The organism is Rhodococcus sp. NPDC054953 (assembly GCF_053609225.1).
Genome location: NZ_JBSGXD010000007.1, coordinates 101,821 through 117,686, shown reverse-complemented (window position 1 = coordinate 117,686; position 15,866 = coordinate 101,821). Strand labels below are relative to the sequence as shown.

The 15,866-nt window shown below is 69.8% G+C and carries 13 protein-coding genes and 1 pseudogene; 10 read left to right on the top strand and 4 right to left on the bottom strand.

The features are described from left to right. Window positions 1-2: 2 nt before the first annotated feature. The 4 genes and pseudogenes from ACWF62_RS07530 (at window position 3) to ACWF62_RS07515 (ending at window position 5,016) form a co-directional block, all read left to right on the top strand. Window positions 3-1,607, top strand: a complete 1,605-nt coding sequence (locus tag ACWF62_RS07530; protein WP_452629755.1) for an NADH-quinone oxidoreductase subunit M — start codon at window positions 3-5, stop codon at window positions 1,605-1,607. A 77-nt stretch (window positions 1,608-1,684) separates the two neighbouring features. Next, window positions 1,685-3,199 carry an NADH-quinone oxidoreductase subunit NuoN gene (gene nuoN, locus ACWF62_RS07525; RefSeq protein ID WP_452629794.1) on the top strand — a complete coding sequence of 505 codons (1,515 nt, stop codon included), beginning with the start codon at window positions 1,685-1,687 and terminating at the stop codon, window positions 3,197-3,199. Between the two features lie 466 nt (window positions 3,200-3,665). Continuing rightward, window positions 3,666-4,007, top strand: a pseudogene (locus ACWF62_RS07520) (transglycosylase family protein); the annotation flags it as partial. A 172-nt stretch (window positions 4,008-4,179) separates the two neighbouring features. Beyond that, entirely contained in the window at window positions 4,180-5,016 is an 837-nt protein-coding gene (locus tag ACWF62_RS07515) for an NAD-dependent epimerase/dehydratase family protein (protein WP_452629754.1), read from the top strand. Between the two features lie 16 nt (window positions 5,017-5,032). On the opposite strand, the gene ACWF62_RS07510 is transcribed toward ACWF62_RS07515, so the two are convergent. After that, on the bottom strand, window positions 5,033-6,544 hold the full coding sequence (locus ACWF62_RS07510) for an acetyl-CoA hydrolase/transferase family protein (RefSeq protein WP_452629752.1): 1,512 nt from the start codon (window positions 6,542-6,544) through the stop codon (window positions 5,033-5,035). A 167-nt stretch (window positions 6,545-6,711) separates the two neighbouring features. Here ACWF62_RS07510 and ACWF62_RS07505 point away from each other — a divergent pair, with 167 nt between their 5' ends. The 3 genes from ACWF62_RS07505 to ACWF62_RS07495 all read left to right on the top strand — a co-directional run bounded on the left by ACWF62_RS07505 (window position 6,712) and on the right by ACWF62_RS07495 (window position 9,973). Further along, window positions 6,712-7,179 carry an FABP family protein gene (locus tag ACWF62_RS07505; RefSeq protein WP_378508496.1) on the top strand — a complete coding sequence of 156 codons (468 nt, stop codon included), beginning with the start codon at window positions 6,712-6,714 and terminating at the stop codon, window positions 7,177-7,179. A gap of 119 nt (window positions 7,180-7,298) precedes the next feature. Next, window positions 7,299-7,703 carry a VOC family protein gene (locus tag ACWF62_RS07500; RefSeq protein ID WP_378508495.1) on the top strand — a complete coding sequence of 135 codons (405 nt, stop codon included), beginning with the start codon at window positions 7,299-7,301 and terminating at the stop codon, window positions 7,701-7,703. Between the two features lie 86 nt (window positions 7,704-7,789). Next, entirely contained in the window at window positions 7,790-9,973 is a 2,184-nt protein-coding gene (locus tag ACWF62_RS07495) for a thiamine pyrophosphate-dependent enzyme (RefSeq protein WP_452629793.1), read from the top strand. Here the strand turns inward: ACWF62_RS07495 and ACWF62_RS07490 are convergent. Beyond that, the gene (locus ACWF62_RS07490; protein WP_452629751.1) at window positions 9,895-11,340 is read right to left on the bottom strand and encodes an ABC1 kinase family protein; all 1,446 of its coding nucleotides are present in this window, start codon (window positions 11,338-11,340) and stop codon (window positions 9,895-9,897) included. The genes ACWF62_RS07495 and ACWF62_RS07490 overlap by 79 nt on opposite strands. A 171-nt stretch (window positions 11,341-11,511) precedes the next feature. On the opposite strand from ACWF62_RS07490, the gene ACWF62_RS07485 reads away from it, so the two are divergent. Together ACWF62_RS07485 and ACWF62_RS07480 are read left to right on the top strand one after the other, a co-directional pair. Beyond that, window positions 11,512-12,966, top strand: coding sequence for a DUF4185 domain-containing protein (locus ACWF62_RS07485; protein ID WP_452629750.1), 1,455 nt, complete (start codon window positions 11,512-11,514; stop codon window positions 12,964-12,966). 38 nt (window positions 12,967-13,004) lie between these two features. Beyond that, window positions 13,005-13,490 carry a hypothetical protein gene (locus ACWF62_RS07480; protein WP_378508492.1) on the top strand — a complete coding sequence of 162 codons (486 nt, stop codon included), beginning with the start codon at window positions 13,005-13,007 and terminating at the stop codon, window positions 13,488-13,490. 77 nt (window positions 13,491-13,567) lie between these two features. Here ACWF62_RS07480 and ACWF62_RS07475 read toward each other — a convergent pair whose 3' ends face one another. Further along, window positions 13,568-14,038 carry an alpha-isopropylmalate synthase regulatory domain-containing protein gene (locus tag ACWF62_RS07475; protein WP_378569581.1) on the bottom strand — a complete coding sequence of 157 codons (471 nt, stop codon included), beginning with the start codon at window positions 14,036-14,038 and terminating at the stop codon, window positions 13,568-13,570. Window positions 14,039-14,378: 340 nt separating this feature from the next. Here ACWF62_RS07475 and ACWF62_RS07470 point away from each other — a divergent pair, with 340 nt between their 5' ends. Next, complete coding sequence (locus tag ACWF62_RS07470) at window positions 14,379-15,140, top strand: hypothetical protein (RefSeq protein ID WP_452629749.1); 762 nt, start codon at window positions 14,379-14,381, stop codon at window positions 15,138-15,140. Between the two features lie 67 nt (window positions 15,141-15,207). On the opposite strand, the gene ACWF62_RS07465 is transcribed toward ACWF62_RS07470, so the two are convergent. Next, window positions 15,208-15,849, bottom strand: coding sequence for a YdcF family protein (locus tag ACWF62_RS07465; protein ID WP_378508489.1), 642 nt, complete (start codon window positions 15,847-15,849; stop codon window positions 15,208-15,210). Window positions 15,850-15,866: the final 17 nt, after the last annotated feature.

The window sequence follows — 15,866 nt, the reverse complement described above, 5'->3', positions numbered from 1 at the left end:
TCGTGGACGGCTTCGCGTGGTTGAGCGCACTGTGGCTGACGCCGCTCGTCGGCGCCGCGCTCGTCGGGTGCCTGCCGTCCCGCAGGCGGGACGCGGCGAGGTGGGTCGCGCTCGGTGCGGCACTCGTGGTGTTGGCGGTGGCGGTGGTCGTCGCGGTCCGGTTCGATCCCGGCGGTGACCGGTTCCAGTTCGTCGAATCCCACGCGTGGATACCGTCGTTCGGCACCCGCTACGAACTTGGTGTCGATGGGATCGCGTTGGTCCTGGTGTTGTTGACGGCCGTGCTGGTGCCGGTGCTCCTGCTCGCGGGGTGGCGGGACGGCACCGGGGGCAGCGGCAACGCGGAGGCGGTCGCCCGCAGCAGGCGCCCCGTGCACACCCACGTCGGGCTGGTCCTGATCGTCGAGTCGATGGTGCTGATGTCGTTCCTGTCCCTCGACATCCTGCTGTTCTACATCTTCTTCGAGGCGATGCTGATCCCGATGTACTTCCTGATCGGCGGCTTCGGTGACGCGCGGGGACCGCGGGCTGCGGTGAAGTTCCTGCTGTACAACCTGCTCGGTGGCCTGATCATGCTGGCCGCGGTGATCGGTCTGTACGCGGTCACCGCCGGCGGGTCGAGTCCGTTCGCCTCCGGCACCTTCGACTTCCGCGCGATCGCGGACGCGGTGTCGGCGGGCACCCTGACGATCGACGCGCCCGTCGCCAACGCGCTGTTCCTCGGGTTCCTCTTCGCCTTCGCGGTGAAGGCCCCGCTGTGGCCGCTGCACACCTGGCTGCCCGACGCCGCCGTGCATTCCACCCCGTCCACCGCCGTGCTGATGATGGCGGTGGTCGACAAGGTCGGGACGTTCGGCATGCTGCGGTACTGCGTGCAACTGTTCCCCGAGAGCACCCGCACCTTCGCGCCGCTGATCGTGACGCTCGCGGTGATCGGCATCGTGTACGGCGCGCTGGTCGCGATCGGGCAGACCGACATCATGCGCCTGATCGCCTACACCTCGATCTCACACTTCGGGTTCATCGTGCTGGGGGTATTCGCGCTGACCAGCCAGTCCCAGGGCGGGGCGGCCCTGTACATGGTCAACCACGGGCTCTCCACCGCGGCGCTGATGCTGATCGCCGGCTTCCTGATCGCGCGCCGCGGGTCCCGGACCATCGGCGACTACGGCGGCGTGCAGTCCAGTGCCCCGATCCTGGCCGGGACCTTCCTCGTCGCGGGTCTCGCCACCCTGTCGCTCCCCGGTCTGGCGCCGTTCATCAGTGAATTTCTGGTGCTGGTCGGCACATTCACCCGCTATCCGGCGGTCGCGGTCGTCGCGACCAGTGCGCTGGTGCTCTCCGCGGTCTACATCCTGTGGCTGTACCAGCGGGTGATGACCGGGCAGGCAGGTGCCGACCACGACCGGGTGCGGGACCTGGTTCCGCGCGAAATCGCCGTGGTGGCACCGCTCGTCGTGCTGCTGCTGGTGCTCGGCTTCTATCCGCGTCCCGCACTGGACGCAATCACACCCGCGGTCGCCGACACCCTGACCGCCGTGCACCAGGAGGATCCCGCACCGACCGTCCCGGTGACGGAGGCCGAACAGGGAGGGGGACCGCGGTGAACCCGAGTGCCGCACCGCTCGTGCTCGCGCAGGCGCCGCTTCCGGTGCCCGACATCGAGTACGGCAAGCTCGCGCCGATGCTGATCGTGTTCGCGGTCGCGGTGATCGGGGTGCTGGTCGAGGCGTTCGCCCCGGCCCGGGCGCGGTACGGCAGCCACCTGGTCCTCGCGGTCGGCGGTCTTGGTGCCGCGTTCGTCGCGGTGCTGCTGCTGCGCGACACCAGGGGAACCGCGGTGGCGGGGGCGGTGATCATCGACGGCCCGACCCTGTTCCTGCAGGGGTCGATCCTGCTGGTCGCCCTCCTGTCGGTCCTGCTGATCGCCGAGCGTGGCCTCGAGCGCGCGGGGATCCCGGCGAACGCGGATGCGGAGGCCGTCGCGGACGCGTTCACACCGCAGGCGTCGGTGGTGCCCGGCAGCGTCGCGGAGCGGGCGGCCATCCAGGCGGGCGTCACCCGCACCGAGGTGTTTCCGCTGACCCTGTTCGCCGTCGGCGGCATGCTGCTGTTCCCCGCGTCGGGGGACCTGCTCACGATGTTCGTTGCGCTCGAGGTGCTGTCATTGCCGCTGTACCTGCTGTGCGGGCTGGCCCGCAGGCAGCGGGTCCTGTCGCAGGAAGCGGCACTGAAGTACTTTCTGCTCGGCGCCTTTTCGTCGGCATTCTTCCTGTACGGCGTGGCCTTCCTGTACGGGGAGACGGGCACCGTGCGGCTGTCGGGCATCGCGGAGCGCACCGCGTCGGGCGGCACCGCCCTCGCGCTGATCGGCACCGCGTTGCTGTCGGTCGGGCTGCTGTTCAAGGTGGGTGCGGTCCCCTTCCACACCTGGATCCCCGACGTCTACCAGGGCGCGCCAACCCCGATCACGGCGTTCATGTCGGCGGCAACGAAGATCGCGGCGTTCGGGGCGATGCTGCGGATCTTGATGGTGGCCCTGCCGGGGCTGCGGGACGACTGGCGTCCGCTGCTGTGGGCGGCGGCGATCCTGACGATGGTGGTCGGATCGGTGTTGGCGGTCACCCAGACCGATGTGAAGCGGATGCTCGCGTACTCGTCGATCGCGCATGCCGGCTTCCTCCTGACCGGGGTGGCGGCCGCCGATCGGGCCGGCCTGGCCGCGACGCTGTTCTACCTGGTCGCGTACGGGTTCGGGTCGGTTGCGGCGTTCGCGATCGTCGGCCTGGTCCGCGGTCCGACGGCCGAGGCGACGCACCTGTCGCACTGGGCGGGGCTGGGTCGGCGGTCACCGCTGATCGCGGGCACCTTCGCGGTGCTGCTGCTCTCGTTCGCGGGCATTCCGCTGACGGCCGGGTTCACCAGCAAGTTCGCGGTGTTCTCGGCTGCGGCGGGCGCGGGCGCGGTTCCGCTGGTGGTGGTCGGCGTGGTGTGCAGCGCGATCGCGGCGTTCTTCTATGTGCGGGTGATCGTGCTGATGTTCTTCTCCGACCTGCCGGAGTCGCCGCCGCAGGTCGTGGTGCCGAGCCCGCTGACGACGGCGTCGGTCGCGGTGGGTGCGGCGGTGACGGTGTTGCTCGGCGTCGTGCCGCAACCGGTGCTGGATCTGGCGGAGCGGGCGGCGCAGTTCCTGCAGTGACGCCTGCCCTCGGCCGCCCGTGACCGATCCGAGACAGCGATTCTGCGTCTTGGGCGTGCGTTCGTATGCCGGACAGGCCCGCACAGGCCCGCATCCGCTGTGATCTGGCTCACAATAACGTAACGATAACAAACTATCTCGCGAATGGTCTCGACCCGGAGCGACCAGCGCGAATCGAGTGTACGAAAGTGGTGGTCTGGACATCCGACCGGGACTGTGACGGCGAAAACCCCTGGTTTGCAAGGGCGCTCGTCGTCCGTATCGTCGGTGACGGCTCAGAGATCGACGAGCAGCACGCTCACCGAGTCACCTGCCGGACCGCCGCCTCGTCTGCCCCCGCGGATCCGGACCCGAGAACCACCCCCCAGGGGCAGCGACGAGACCATCGCGGAATCCATCGCGGTGCTCATTCCACTCCGACATCGGACTCCGGCCTCGTACGCGGCTGCGAAAGGAACCCTCTCGAATGACCATCACCCGTATTCAGACCACCACCTCCAAGGCGAAGAAGGCCCTCGGCTGGGTGGCCGTGACGGGCGCGCTCGTCGCCGTCCCGATGGGACTGGCCACCGGCACCGCGAGTGCCAACAACTGGGATGCCGTCGCGCAGTGCGAGAGCGGCGGCAACTGGGGCACCAACACGGGCAACGGCTACTCCGGCGGCCTGCAGTTCACCCCGAGCACCTGGGCCGCCTACGGCGGCACCGGATCACCCGAGAACGCCTCCAAGGCAGAGCAGATTCGGGTCGCCGAGAACGTGCTGGCCGGCCAGGGCGCCGGCGCGTGGCCGGTGTGCGGCCAGTACCTCTGAACTGCAACAGAACTGACGTCCTGATGCGCCGCTGACAGCGGTGCTCGACAGCGGTGGCCACCCCCACTCCTCGCGAGTGCGGGTGGCCACTTCGCTGTTGTTCGGGTGCGGTCGAGGTGATTCGATGGAGTCGAGTCCGTACGGGTCGTTCGATGGTGAAGGAGTGTCGATGCGAATTCTGGTGGCGGGTGCAACGGGCGTCATCGGGAAGGCCCTCGTTCCGGAGTTGGTCGCCGCCGGGCATGAGGTCTGGGGAATCACCCGCAGGGCCGCTGCTGCGTCATGGCTCGAATCTGCTGGGGTACACCCGGTTACGTTGGACATCTACGATGCCTCCGCCGTTGATTCGGTGGTGGCGGGCGTGGCGCCGGACGTGATCATGCATCAGCTGACCGCGTTGTCGGAGTATGACCTCGCGGCCAACGCCCGCATTCGTACCGTCGCCACCCGCACGCTCGTCGATGCGGCGCGGGCGCACGGCATCGAGAGGATGGTCGCGCAGTCCATCTCGTTCGTGTATCCGCCCGGCCTCGGGTCGGCCACCGAGGCCGACCCGATCGACGCGGCGGCGACCGCCACCCTCGACGGCGTTCGCGCCCTCGAATCGGCGGTGGCCGAACTGGCGGGGGGAGTGGTGCTGCGGTACGGCACCCTGTACGGCCCGGGCACCTGGTACGCCCCGGACGGGACCATGGCGGAGAAGGCGCGGGCGGGAGACCTGCCCGCCGGCGACCAGGTCAGTTGCTTCCTCCATGTGAAGGACGCGGCCGCCGCCGCGGTGGCCGCGGTGAGCTGGCCAGCCGGGGTGGTCAACGTCGTCGATGACGAGCCCGCTGCGGCCGACGCCTGGGTGCCGATCTATGCCGAGTCGGTCGGCGCTCCCGCGCCGACCGTCCGAGCCGACCTCGGCCCGGGCCGTCCGGTCTCGAATGCCCGCGCCCGGGCACTCGGCTGGACGCCCCGGCACCCCAGCTGGCGGGACGGTTTCGTGACCGCCAACGGCTGATCACGCCCCGGGCGGGCTATCGGAGCATCGACCCCGTCGCGGTGAACCGCTCGTGGAACGAGAACGCCTCACCGAGCAGGTGCGGGGTGTGCCCAACGCCGGGCTGCGCCTGCGCCCGGGCCAGGTAGTCGTGCAGCATCGGCCGGAAGCTGGGATGTGCGCAGTTGTCGATCACCAGTCGGGCACGCTTGCGGGGGGAGAGCCCGCGCAGGTCCGCCAGCCCCTGTTCGGTGACGAGCACCTGCACGTCGTGCTCGGTGTGGTCGACGTGCGGCACCATCGGCACGATCGACGAGATCTGACCGTCCTTCGCGGTGGACGGGCTCAGGAACAGTGACACGTACCCGTTGCGGGCGAAGTCGCCTGACCCGCCGATGCCGTTCATGATCCGTGTGCCCATCACGTGCGTCGAGTTGACGTTGCCGTAGATGTCGGCCTCGAGCATGCCGTTCATCGCGATGATCCCGAGCCTGCGCACCACCTCGGGATGGTTGCTGATCTCCTGGGGTCGCAGCGTGATGCGGCTGCGGTAGAAGTCGATGTTGTCGGTGAGCTCTGCGAGACCCTTCGCGGACAGCGCCAGCGAGGTCGCCGAGGCATGCGCGACGGTGCCGTCCTTAATCAGCCGCAGCATCGAGTCCTGGATGACCTCGGAATAGCAGGTCAGATTCCGGTAGCCACCGCGGTCGAGGCCGCCGAGGACCGCGTTCGCCACATTGCCGATCCCGGCCTGCAGCGGCAGCAGGGTGTCGGCGGGCAGGCGCCCCGCCGTGACCTCGTGCGCGAAGAAGTCGACGACGTGCCCGGCGATCGCGAGGCTCACCTCGTCGGGTTCGGTCAGGGCGCTGGCGCTGTCCGGGGTGTTCGTTTCGACGACGGCCACCACCTTCGCCGGGTCCACCCGGAACGCCGGCTGCCCGATCCGATCCTCCACCCGGGTCAGTTCGAGCGGGGTGCGGTGCGGCGGGAGCGCGGTGCCGTAGTAGATGTCGTGCATCCCCTCCATGGCCGTCGGCACCCACGAGTTGACCTCGAGGATGATCCGGTCGGCGACGTCGAGCCAGGTCTTGTTGTTGCCGACGGATGCGGACGGGATCAGGTCGCCGGACTCGGTGATGCCGGAGATCTCGACGATCGCGACATCCACCCGGCCGTAGTAGCCCTCCCACACCTGCTGCGCGACGTGCGAGAGGTGGATGTCGACATAGTCCATCCGGCCGTCGTTGATCTTGCGGCGGGCAGTCGGCTCCGACTGGTAGGGCATCCGCAGCGCGATGCCGTCGATCTCGGCAAGGGCCCGTTCGGTGTGCGCGGACACCGAGGCGCCGGTGAGCAGATTGATGGTGAAGTTTGAGCCCTCCCCGCGCACGCCGTGGATCCGCTCGGCCAGCGCGGGGATCACGGCCTTCGGGGTGCCTGCCGAGGCGAAACCGCTGATCGCAACGGTGTCGCCCGGGTGAATCTGCGCCGCTGCGGCAGCCGCCGTTGTCACCTTGGCTGCGAAGGTGGAGTTGTGGATCCTGCTCACGATCTGCTCGTTCCCTGCGTGGATGTGATGTTTAGCAGGGCTAAATGCTATCGGCCGCCGATCACCGCCCCGATGGTGGCCCACCTCACGCACACGCCACCGGTCGGGCACAATGCCGACAGCAGCGGGCGTCGAAACCCGTGATGCAACCGAGCCGGAGGTGGCACATGGGCGGGACGATCGATCCACTCGGCGAGCTGGGCGTCTTCGCGGGGACCTGGGTCGGCGGCGGCGACGGCCACTACCCGACGATCGACGACTTCTCCTACGAGGAGGAGATCGACTTCACCGCGACCCCGGGCAAGCCGTTTCTCGCGTACCGTTCCCGCACCTGGTCTCCCGGCCGGGAGCGGCCGATGCACACCGAGAACGGCTACCTGCGCAGGGCAGGCGATGCCATCGAACTGCTGGTCACCCAGCCGACCGGTTTCGTGGAGATCCAACGCGGCGACCTGATCGACGGGGTGCTGGACCTGACGCCCGTCGCGCTCGCCGCCTCACCCGACGCCAAACCCGTCCACGAGATCCGCCGCCGGATCACCGTCGACGGTGACGCGCTGTCCTACGACCTGTGGATGGCGCACGCCGACACCCCGCTCACCCACCACCTGACGGCGCGGCTCCGGCGGGCCTGACGGCCGTACCCGGCCCGACCTCTCGGCGATGAGTTTTCGTGACCGGGGCGGTCTGTACATCCGAGACCCCAACAACCGAGGATGGAACCAGGCCTCGCTCAACGGAAACGGAGCACCCGATGTCCCGTATGTTGTTCGCCAATCTGCCGGTCAGTGACGTCACCGCCACCCGAAAGTTCTTCGACGGACTCGGCTTCGAGTTCAACGACCAGTTCTGCGACGAGCAGACCGCCTGCCTGGTGATCAACGACCAGGCGATGGTGATGCTGCTCGAGGAGCCGAAGTTCCGGGTCTTCATCGCCGACGACATCTGCGACACCAGCTCGGCCCGTGAGGTGCTGTTATGTGTGTCCGCGGACAGCCGCGAGGAGGTCGACACGCTCGTCGACGGGGCGATCGCGGCGGGCGGCAGCGCCTGGATGGAGCCGCACGACAACGGCTTCATGTACAGCAGGGCGTTCCGTGACCTCGACGGGCACGTGTGGGAGGTCATGTGGATGGACATGCAGGCCGGCCAGGACTGAACACGCCCGACGACCCCGTCGGCGCCCACTTCGCCGCCGCCGTCCGCTCGACGACGGCGGCGCCGGGTGCGGCCCCGGCGGGGTTCGTGCGTCCCGGGTCGGGGCTGACGGTGCAGCGGTGCCTCGACCTGTTCGATGCCCAGCTCGTCAGCAGGCACCTCGACCTGGCGGCGCGCAGGCTGCGCGCCGCCGGGCGCGGCTACTACACGATCGGATCGGCGGGGCACGAGGGCAACGCCGCGGTCGCCGCGGCCCTGCGGCCAACGGACCCCGCTCTGCTGCACTATCGTTCGGGTGCCTTCTTTCTTGAACGTGCACGCCAGGTCGGTGGCCGCGACCCGGTGCGGGACGTGTTGCTCGGTGTCGTCGCCGCCGCCGCCGACCCGATCTCGGGTGGCAGGCACAAGGTCATCGGCCGCCGCGACCTCGCGATCATCCCGCAGACGTCCACCGTCGCCTCCCATCTGCCGCGCGCGGTCGGGTTGGCCTTCGCGGTCGAGCGGGCCGACCGGCTCGGGGTGCAGTCCGAATACCCGGCCGACGCGGTCACGGTGTGCAGCTTCGGTGACGCCTCCGCGAACCACTCGACCGCGGTCGGCGCGATCAACGCCGCCGCCAACCTCGCGCACCGCGGCCTGCCGCTCCCGCTGCTGCTGGTGTGCGAGGACAATGGGATCGGTATCAGCGTGCCCACCGCGCCGGGATGGATCGCCGCCGCGTACTCCGGCCGGGCGGGACTCGAGTACGCCACCGCCGACGGATGCGACCTCGCCGACACCTACGACGTCGCCGTCCGCATCGCTGATTGGGTTCGCGCACACCGGCGTCCGGCGTTCCTCCACCTGCGGATGGTGCGGCTGATGGGGCACGCGGGCTCCGACGTCGAGTCCGCCTACCGGACGCCAGCCGCGCTCGCCGCCGACCTGGAACGGGACCCGCTGATCGGGACCGCGCGGCTGCTGATCGGGGCGGGCGCACTCCGCCCCGACCAGGTCCTGCGCCGATCCCGGGAGGCGGGGGAGCGGGTTGCGGCGGCAGCCGATGCGGTGTTGCGGGCCGCGCCGCTGCGCACCCGCACCGAGGTGACCGCCCCGCTGCGCGCCCCGGCTCCCGCGGTCGTCGCAGGCCACGTGCGGCAGCTGCGCGCATCGGCAGACCTCGCGCCGCCACCGGATGCGGCGCTCACAGTGGCGCGGACCGTGAACCGGGCGCTCGCGGACATCCTCGCCGCCGACCCCGGCGCGCTGGTGTTCGGTGAGGATGTCGGCCGCAAGGGTGGCGTGTACGGGGTGACCCGCGGACTCGCCGACCGGTTCGGCGCGGCCCGCGTCTTCGACACGCTGCTCGACGAGCAGGCGATCCTCGGCCTCGCCGCCGGCGCGGGGCTGGCGGGCCTACTGCCGATCCCCGAGATCCAGTACCTCGCATACCTGCACAACGCGGAGGATCAGATCCGCGGCGAGGCAGCAACATTGGGTTTCTTCTCCGGGGGGCGGTACCGCAACCCGATGGTCGTTCGGGTCGCCGGATACGGCTACCAGGAGGGGTTCGGCGGGCACTTTCACAACGACGACGCCGTCGCCGTGCTCCGCGACATCCCCGGCATCGTGGTCGGGTCCCCGGCCAGGCCCGACGACGCGGCCGCAATGCTGCACACCTGCGCCGCTGCGGCCCGGACGTCCGGCGCGGTGTGCGTGCTGATCGAACCGATCGCCCGCTACCACACACGCGACCTGCACCAGCCCGGCGACGGCGGCTGGCTGGCACCGTATCCCGGCCCGGACGTGCACGTGCCCATCGGTGCGGGGCGCACCACCGGCGCCGGTACCGACCTGACCATCGTCACGTTCGGCAACGGCCTGTACCTGAGCCTGCGCGCCGCGAAAGCTCTCGAACGCAAGGGGATCGGGGTGCGGGTGCTGGACCTGCGCTGGCTGGTACCGCTGCCGGTGGCGGACCTGCTGCGGGAGGCGGAGGCCACCGGCCGGGTCCTGGTCGCGGACGAGACCCGCCGCTCCGGCGGGGTGTCGGAGGGTGTGCTCGCCGCCCTCGTCGACGGCGGGTTCACCGGGACCATGGCCCGGGTCACCAGTGCCGACAGTTTCGTCCCGCTCGGCGACGCGGCCCGCCTCGTCTTGCTCTCCGAACACGACATCGAGGCGGCGGCGATCGGGTTGGTACGGGGCCGGGATCAGTCCTCCGGCAGCGTGACGCCCAGCTCGTCCGCCCGCCGGGCCACCTCCTCGGGAAAGACGTTGCGGAACAGGTAGAGGTCGCTGCCCATCACCCAGCCGGGTGCCATCCGCGTCGCGTACCGCTCGAAATAGCCGAGCTGCTTGCCGAACAGCACCAACTCCTCCGGGCTCGCCACCCCCCACTGCCTGCCGATCGTCACCAGCGCCATGATGAGCGAGCTGAGCTTCAGTTCACCGAGATCGTTCGCGAACACCGGCGCCAGCACCGCGCCGACCTGGGCGCCGATCTCCGCGTCGGACGCGTCGAGGTCCGCGGTGTAGCCGAGTGCCCGGATGCCGCGGGCCACCGGGGCGTAGTCGCCGTCAAGCAACGTCGCGTGGAACATGTCCCGCAGGATCGCCCGCCATGCCTGCGGCAACTCGCCGACGATGCCGAAGTCGAGCAGCGCGATCCGGCCGTCGTCGAGGAGCCACAGGTTGCCCGCGTGCACGTCGCCGTGGAAGGGCCCGTGCAGGGTGATCGCCTCGATCCATGCCTTGACGCCGCGCCGGATCAGCAGCCGGGTATCCGGGCCGGTCGGCGGCTCCGCCGCCTCCGCGTCCTCCGCGGCGTCCGGCCCGGTCTCGATGCGGTCGAACGGGATGCCGCGCATCCGTTCCATGCAGATGACGCGCGGGCCGCAACGGTCCCAATACACCTCGGGGGCGGTCACCCACTTGTTGTCCCCGAACGTCCACAACGCGTCCCGGAACCGGGTCTGCCGGTCCGCCTCGACGGCGCTGTTCAGTTCCGTCATCGTCGCGTTGTGCAGGTCCCGAATGATCGCGGTGGCGTTCGCGATCCGGAAGAACTCGTGCACCCGTTCCAGCTGCCTTGCACCCCAATACGCCGTCCGCAGGTCGAGCAGCATTCGGTGCCGGATGCCCGGACGCTGCACCTTGATCACCGCCTCCCTGCCGTCCGGCAGCACGCAGGCATGCACCTGCGCGACCGACGCCGCAGCCAACGGCACGTCGTCGAACTCGGCAAACAACTCGTCCATCGGAGCGCCGAGGTCGGCCTCGATCACCCCCCGCGCGGCGGCGGCGGACACCGGCGGGACGTCGTCGAGGCAGCGCAGGCACGCATTCGCGAGCGGCGCGGGGAACATCCCGGACGACGACGCCATCAGCTGACCGAGCTTGACGAAGGTGGGGCCGAGCACCTCGAAGCCGTTGACGAGGCCCTCGGATGCGGCGTCCGCCCAGCCCATGTTCCGCCGGGTGAACGGCTTGGTGACCGTCGCGAACAGGGCGCAGCCGAGCAGGACCACGCCGACCACCAGCGCGCGCAGCAGCTGCGCGGGGCCGAACCGGTCCAACGCCGGAATGTGGACGGCCAGGGCGTCCGCGGGTGGCCCCGATACATAGGGGCAGCCCTGGCGCGGTAGGGATTCGGGCACAGTCAACCTCGCTTCGGTTCCAGCCCGTCACACTAGGCGGGCGGGTGCGGTAAGTCGATGGTCGGTGACCGCCCGTCCAGCCTGTCCGGGGACCGACCCGCGAGGCGCGCCGGAAACGTCCGCTGTGCGCGGGTCCGCATCATCGGGCACGCTGACAGCAAGGAGGTACCGATGCCGAAACGGATCCCGGTCGTTGCTGCGGTGTGTGCGCTGGTCGCGGCCGGTGCGGTGACCGGCGGCGGATACGTCGCCGGTGCCGCACCGGTGGTCGGGACCGGTCCGTGCGCGACGGATCCGCCGGCCGAGCACGAGTCAATCATCCCGAAGAAGCTCGACATCCCGATCCCGTACCCGTGGGTGGAGCCGGTGCCGTATCCCGCACCGGAACCGCCCGCCGCCCGGATCAACCCCGATCCGCTGCCCGCCGATCCCTGCGTCAACCCGTGCCCCGACCTGACCGACGTCCCGAACCCGCCCGGCGGGCTGTCGTCGGCGCTCGGGGTGCCGGAGATCGGCGTCGACTTCAACCCGTTTGTCTTCGGGATCCCGGTGCCCGGACCCGACCGGGGGCCCGCGCCGGAGCCGCCGCCGATCGTGCACCCGCCGACCCAGACGGCACCCGTCGCGCCGCAGCCGCCCACCCCGCAGGTCCGCGACGTGCGGATGGTCGCGAAGGTGACCGGCGCGAGCTCCACCAACCGCACCGACAAGCGGTGGCAGATCAACGGCACCGACCTCGGCATCATGTGGGAGTCCGAGCCGGGAACGGTGGCCGTCGCCTTCGGGGACACGGTCGGGCGCGGATTCCACCCGCCCGGCGGCCAGGGCGAGGACTGGCGCAGCAACGTCCTCGGATTCAGCACCGACCGTGACCTCGCGGACGGGATGACCATCGACACCTTCGTTCAGGACAGCCGGTGTCACGCCGCGGAGGTGCTCAGCAGCAGGAAGATCGACAACGTGGAGATCACCACGATCCCCACTTCCGGGTTCGCGGTCGGATCCCGGCAGTACCTGAGCTACATGTCGATCCGCACCTGGAACAGCATCCCGGCCACCTGGTTCACCAACCACGGGGGCCTTGCCTACTCCGACGACGGCGGGCAGACCTGGACCAAGGATCCGCACGCGAAGTGGGACAACATCTTCGGCGTCTCGAACTTTCAGGTCGCGGCGATGGTGCCGCAGGGCGGGTACGTATACATGTTCGGCACCCCCAACACCCGGCTCGGGGAGGTCGCGCTGGCCCGCGTCCCCGAGGACCAGGTGCTGAACACGTCCGCCTACCAGTACTGGACGGACGGCAACTGGACCGCGGTCGGGGGTCCGCACGCGGCGACCCCGATCGTGCGTGGCACAGCGGCCGAGCTGTCGGTGCGCTACGACGAGGGGTCGGGCCGCTGGCAGATGTCGTACCTGGACACCGCCCGGACCGGGATCACGCTGCGCGCGTCCGACTCGCCGCAGGGGTTGTGGTCGGAGCCTGCCCGGCTCGTCGGCGTCGAAACCTATCCGGAGTTGTACGGTGGCTTCATCCATCCGTGGTCGACGGCCGACGACCTGTATTTCATGCTGTCGACCTGGTCCGACTACAACGTGTACCTGATGCGTGCCGAACTGGACTGAGCAACAGTACCTTCGGCGCCCGAGACGAGGAGTCGACCGTGCAGCAGTGGCCGAGCGAATGGCCGCGTCCGGCGAAGGGCATCGCCTCCGCGATCGATGCCGCGGTGACCGCAGCGGGCGCCGCCGACGCCCCCGCGTTCGGGGCGGCGACGACCGAGCTGCTCCGCTGGGAGCCCGACCAGGTGCGCGCGGTGCTCTCGGCGATGGTCCGGGCGCTGCTCGAGGACGTCCATCCCGACGGTCTCACCGGGGAGGCGGTGCAGGCCGTTCTCGAACGAAGCGCCAGGGCCGCCGCCGGGTGGCTGCCGACTCTCGACGTCGGCGCCCTCGCGGTGGTGCTCACCGGCTCCCTCGGCCTCACCGACTACGACGAGGACACCGAGCGGATCGGGTGGCCGGTGATCGCGCCGCACGCGCTGCTGGTGACCGCCGACCTGCTCGCGGCAGCACAGACACCCGCCGACCGCCACCTGCGCCGCGCGATCGGGGAGATCGCCCGCGCGGAGACCGTCGAAATGCCGTAGGTGCGCTCCGCTGCGCTCCGCGCCGGTGCGTGATGTGTACCCCGGTAGGGGTGCACATCACGCACAGTCCGCGGGGGTCAGCCGTGCAGCAGGTTGGCGCCGGCGATCATCGCCTCGACCGACGACGCGGTGGCGTCGTGCCCGAAGCCGACCGCCCAGTGCCGCCGACCGTCGTGCTCGCACAGCAGGAAGGTCGCGGTCCGGTCGTCGGCGATGCGCAGCTGGTGGAACGACAGGATCTCCAGTTGAAAACCGGCGTCGTACAGCATTGCCGTCAGCGCAGACACCGGACCGGACGCCTCCGCGGTCGCCTGGTGGATGGCGTCGCCGATGCCGAGGGTGGCCTTGAACTCGCACCGTCCGGCGCCGAGCGGGGCCACCGACCAGCGACCGAACCGGATCGGGCCGTTCGAGGGGGAGTAGGTGGCGAGGAAGGTGCGCCATCCCATGCCCGCGCAGTCGGCGCGCATCTCCCGCGGCAACGGCATGCCGAATCGGGCCGAGAACGGGTCGGTGATCGGGTGAGTGGTGTTCGCGATGGCATTCATGGGGGTGGTCTTCCTGGATGGAAAGGGAGGACCAACGCGTAGCTCAACGACCCGCAGCGAGGGGTCGGTCCGAATCAGACCCCGCTACGGCGGCGAACTACGAGAATGCGCGTCATGGCGCCCCACCTTAGGCGTCGATGCGGGCCGACGCAACCGGAGCAGGCGCGGAGACGTGATGGCGGTCACTGGCATTCATTATGAACAATTGACACAGAACTGGACATCTGACCGATACAGTTGGCGAATCCGACTTCCCAGGTAGCGGCCCATGTGTCGATAGGCGGCAACGGGGCAGCGAACCCGGGGGCGTCGGTGTGAGACCTTGACCTGGAGGAAATGCATGTCCCGCTCTTCGCTCCGTCGCGCCGTGTCCGTCGTCGCCGCGACCGCCCTGCTCGCCGGTGGCCTTGCCGTCGGCGCCGGCACCGCCACCGCGGCACCCGAGTCCGACAAGACCAGCGCCGCGGCCGCCGCGCAGAAGCCGCACACGGCCACCAAGACCACCGACAACATCACCGTCACCCGGTCCGTGGTCGGGGACGGCACCGTGGCTCCCGGCCAGAAGGTCACTCTCCGCACCACCCTCTCCGTGAACAACGCCCTCGATCGCTACATCACGAAGATCAACGACTTCCATCCCGAGGGCTTCCAGTACGTCAAGGGCAGCGCCAAGGTCACCGCATGGCACCTGATCGGTGGTAGCAAGGCCGAGTCGGTCACCCCGCAGGTCGACGTCAACGACAAGCGCGTCACCGTCACCGACGCCGGATGGCTCATCTCGAAGACCGGCTCGAAGACCCTCACCCTCGACGTCACCTACCTGGTGCCGAAGTCCGCCGAGGCAGGAAACGTCTTCGACACGGGTGTCAGCTTCGACGTGTCGGGCTTCGGCACCACCCAGAAGTTCAACCCTTTCGGCGCGTTCGTCACGGTCCGCAACCTCAACCCCGGTGAGGCCGTGTCCACCGGCTCCGCCGACCTCGGGTTCGGCTCGTCGGACGGCGAGGGCGGCACCACCGGTTCGGCGGGCTCCGCCATCATCGAGAACCCGTCCGGCTTCATCGCCGACGTGATCAGCGGCGTCATCAGCAACGGCAGCTGACAACCGCACGTGAGGGGCCGGACCGGGCGATGCCCGGTCCGGCCCCTTCGTCGTTCAGGCGGGCGGCTCAGTGCGGCGCGACGACCCCCGCGATCGGGATCCTGCCCGCGACGGCGGTCCGGAAGTCGATCATGGCCCGCTCCAGGTGGTCGGGCGAGGTCACCACGACGGCGCCAGCGGCACCGCGATCGGCGAGGATGGAGTTGGTGTTCCGCGCGTTCTCGACGGTCGAGCGCGAGGTGCCCTCCTCGGTGATCCGGAACCAGGGGACGCCGTTCGCGACGAGCCATTCCCGCATCGCGCGGGCCTCGGTGACCCCGTTCCGCGGCACCCCGCCGCTCACGATGATCGGTGACAGCGGATACCGGTTCGCGACCTGAAGGGCGGCCTGCAGCCGCGACACCAGTACCGGACGCATCGTGCCGTCCGGGAACAGCCCGGCGCCGAGCACCACGATGTTGGTGCCGAGCTGGTTGAGGTCGAGATTGACCGGGAACTGCGTGGTCAGGGTCTCGGTCTGGGTGCACCCGACGATCGCGGCCCGGACCGGGGACTGACATCCGCCGATCGTCGACAGGACGCCGTTGACCAGGGTGGTCGGGGTGATGTCGGCGTGTGCGGTGGCAGGCAGGGTGGCCGCGGCTGCTGCGGTGATCAGCGCGGACAGGGTGAGACGACGCAGTCGGTGCGAACGGAAACGTGGCGGCATGACACTCCTTTTCGTGT

What these genes read in the sequence shown, in the direction of transcription:
- ACWF62_RS07500 (WP_378508495.1), top strand. Translation starts at nt 7,299, where the DNA reads ATGTCCCGTATGTTGTTCGCCAATCTGCCGGTCAGTGACGTCACCGCC.
- ACWF62_RS07485 (WP_452629750.1), top strand. Translation starts at nt 11,512, where the DNA reads ATGCCGAAACGGATCCCGGTCGTTGCTGCGGTGTGTGCGCTGGTCGCG.
- ACWF62_RS07475 (WP_378569581.1), bottom strand. Translation starts at nt 14,038, where the DNA reads ATGAATGCCATCGCGAACACCACTCACCCGATCACCGACCCGTTCTCG.
- ACWF62_RS07515 (WP_452629754.1), top strand. Translation starts at nt 4,180, where the DNA reads ATGCGAATTCTGGTGGCGGGTGCAACGGGCGTCATCGGGAAGGCCCTC.
- ACWF62_RS07505 (WP_378508496.1), top strand. Translation starts at nt 6,712, where the DNA reads ATGGGCGGGACGATCGATCCACTCGGCGAGCTGGGCGTCTTCGCGGGG.
- ACWF62_RS07470 (WP_452629749.1), top strand. Translation starts at nt 14,379, where the DNA reads ATGTCCCGCTCTTCGCTCCGTCGCGCCGTGTCCGTCGTCGCCGCGACC.
- nuoN (WP_452629794.1), top strand. Translation starts at nt 1,685, where the DNA reads ATGCTGATCGTGTTCGCGGTCGCGGTGATCGGGGTGCTGGTCGAGGCG.
- ACWF62_RS07465 (WP_378508489.1), bottom strand. Translation starts at nt 15,849, where the DNA reads ATGCCGCCACGTTTCCGTTCGCACCGACTGCGTCGTCTCACCCTGTCC.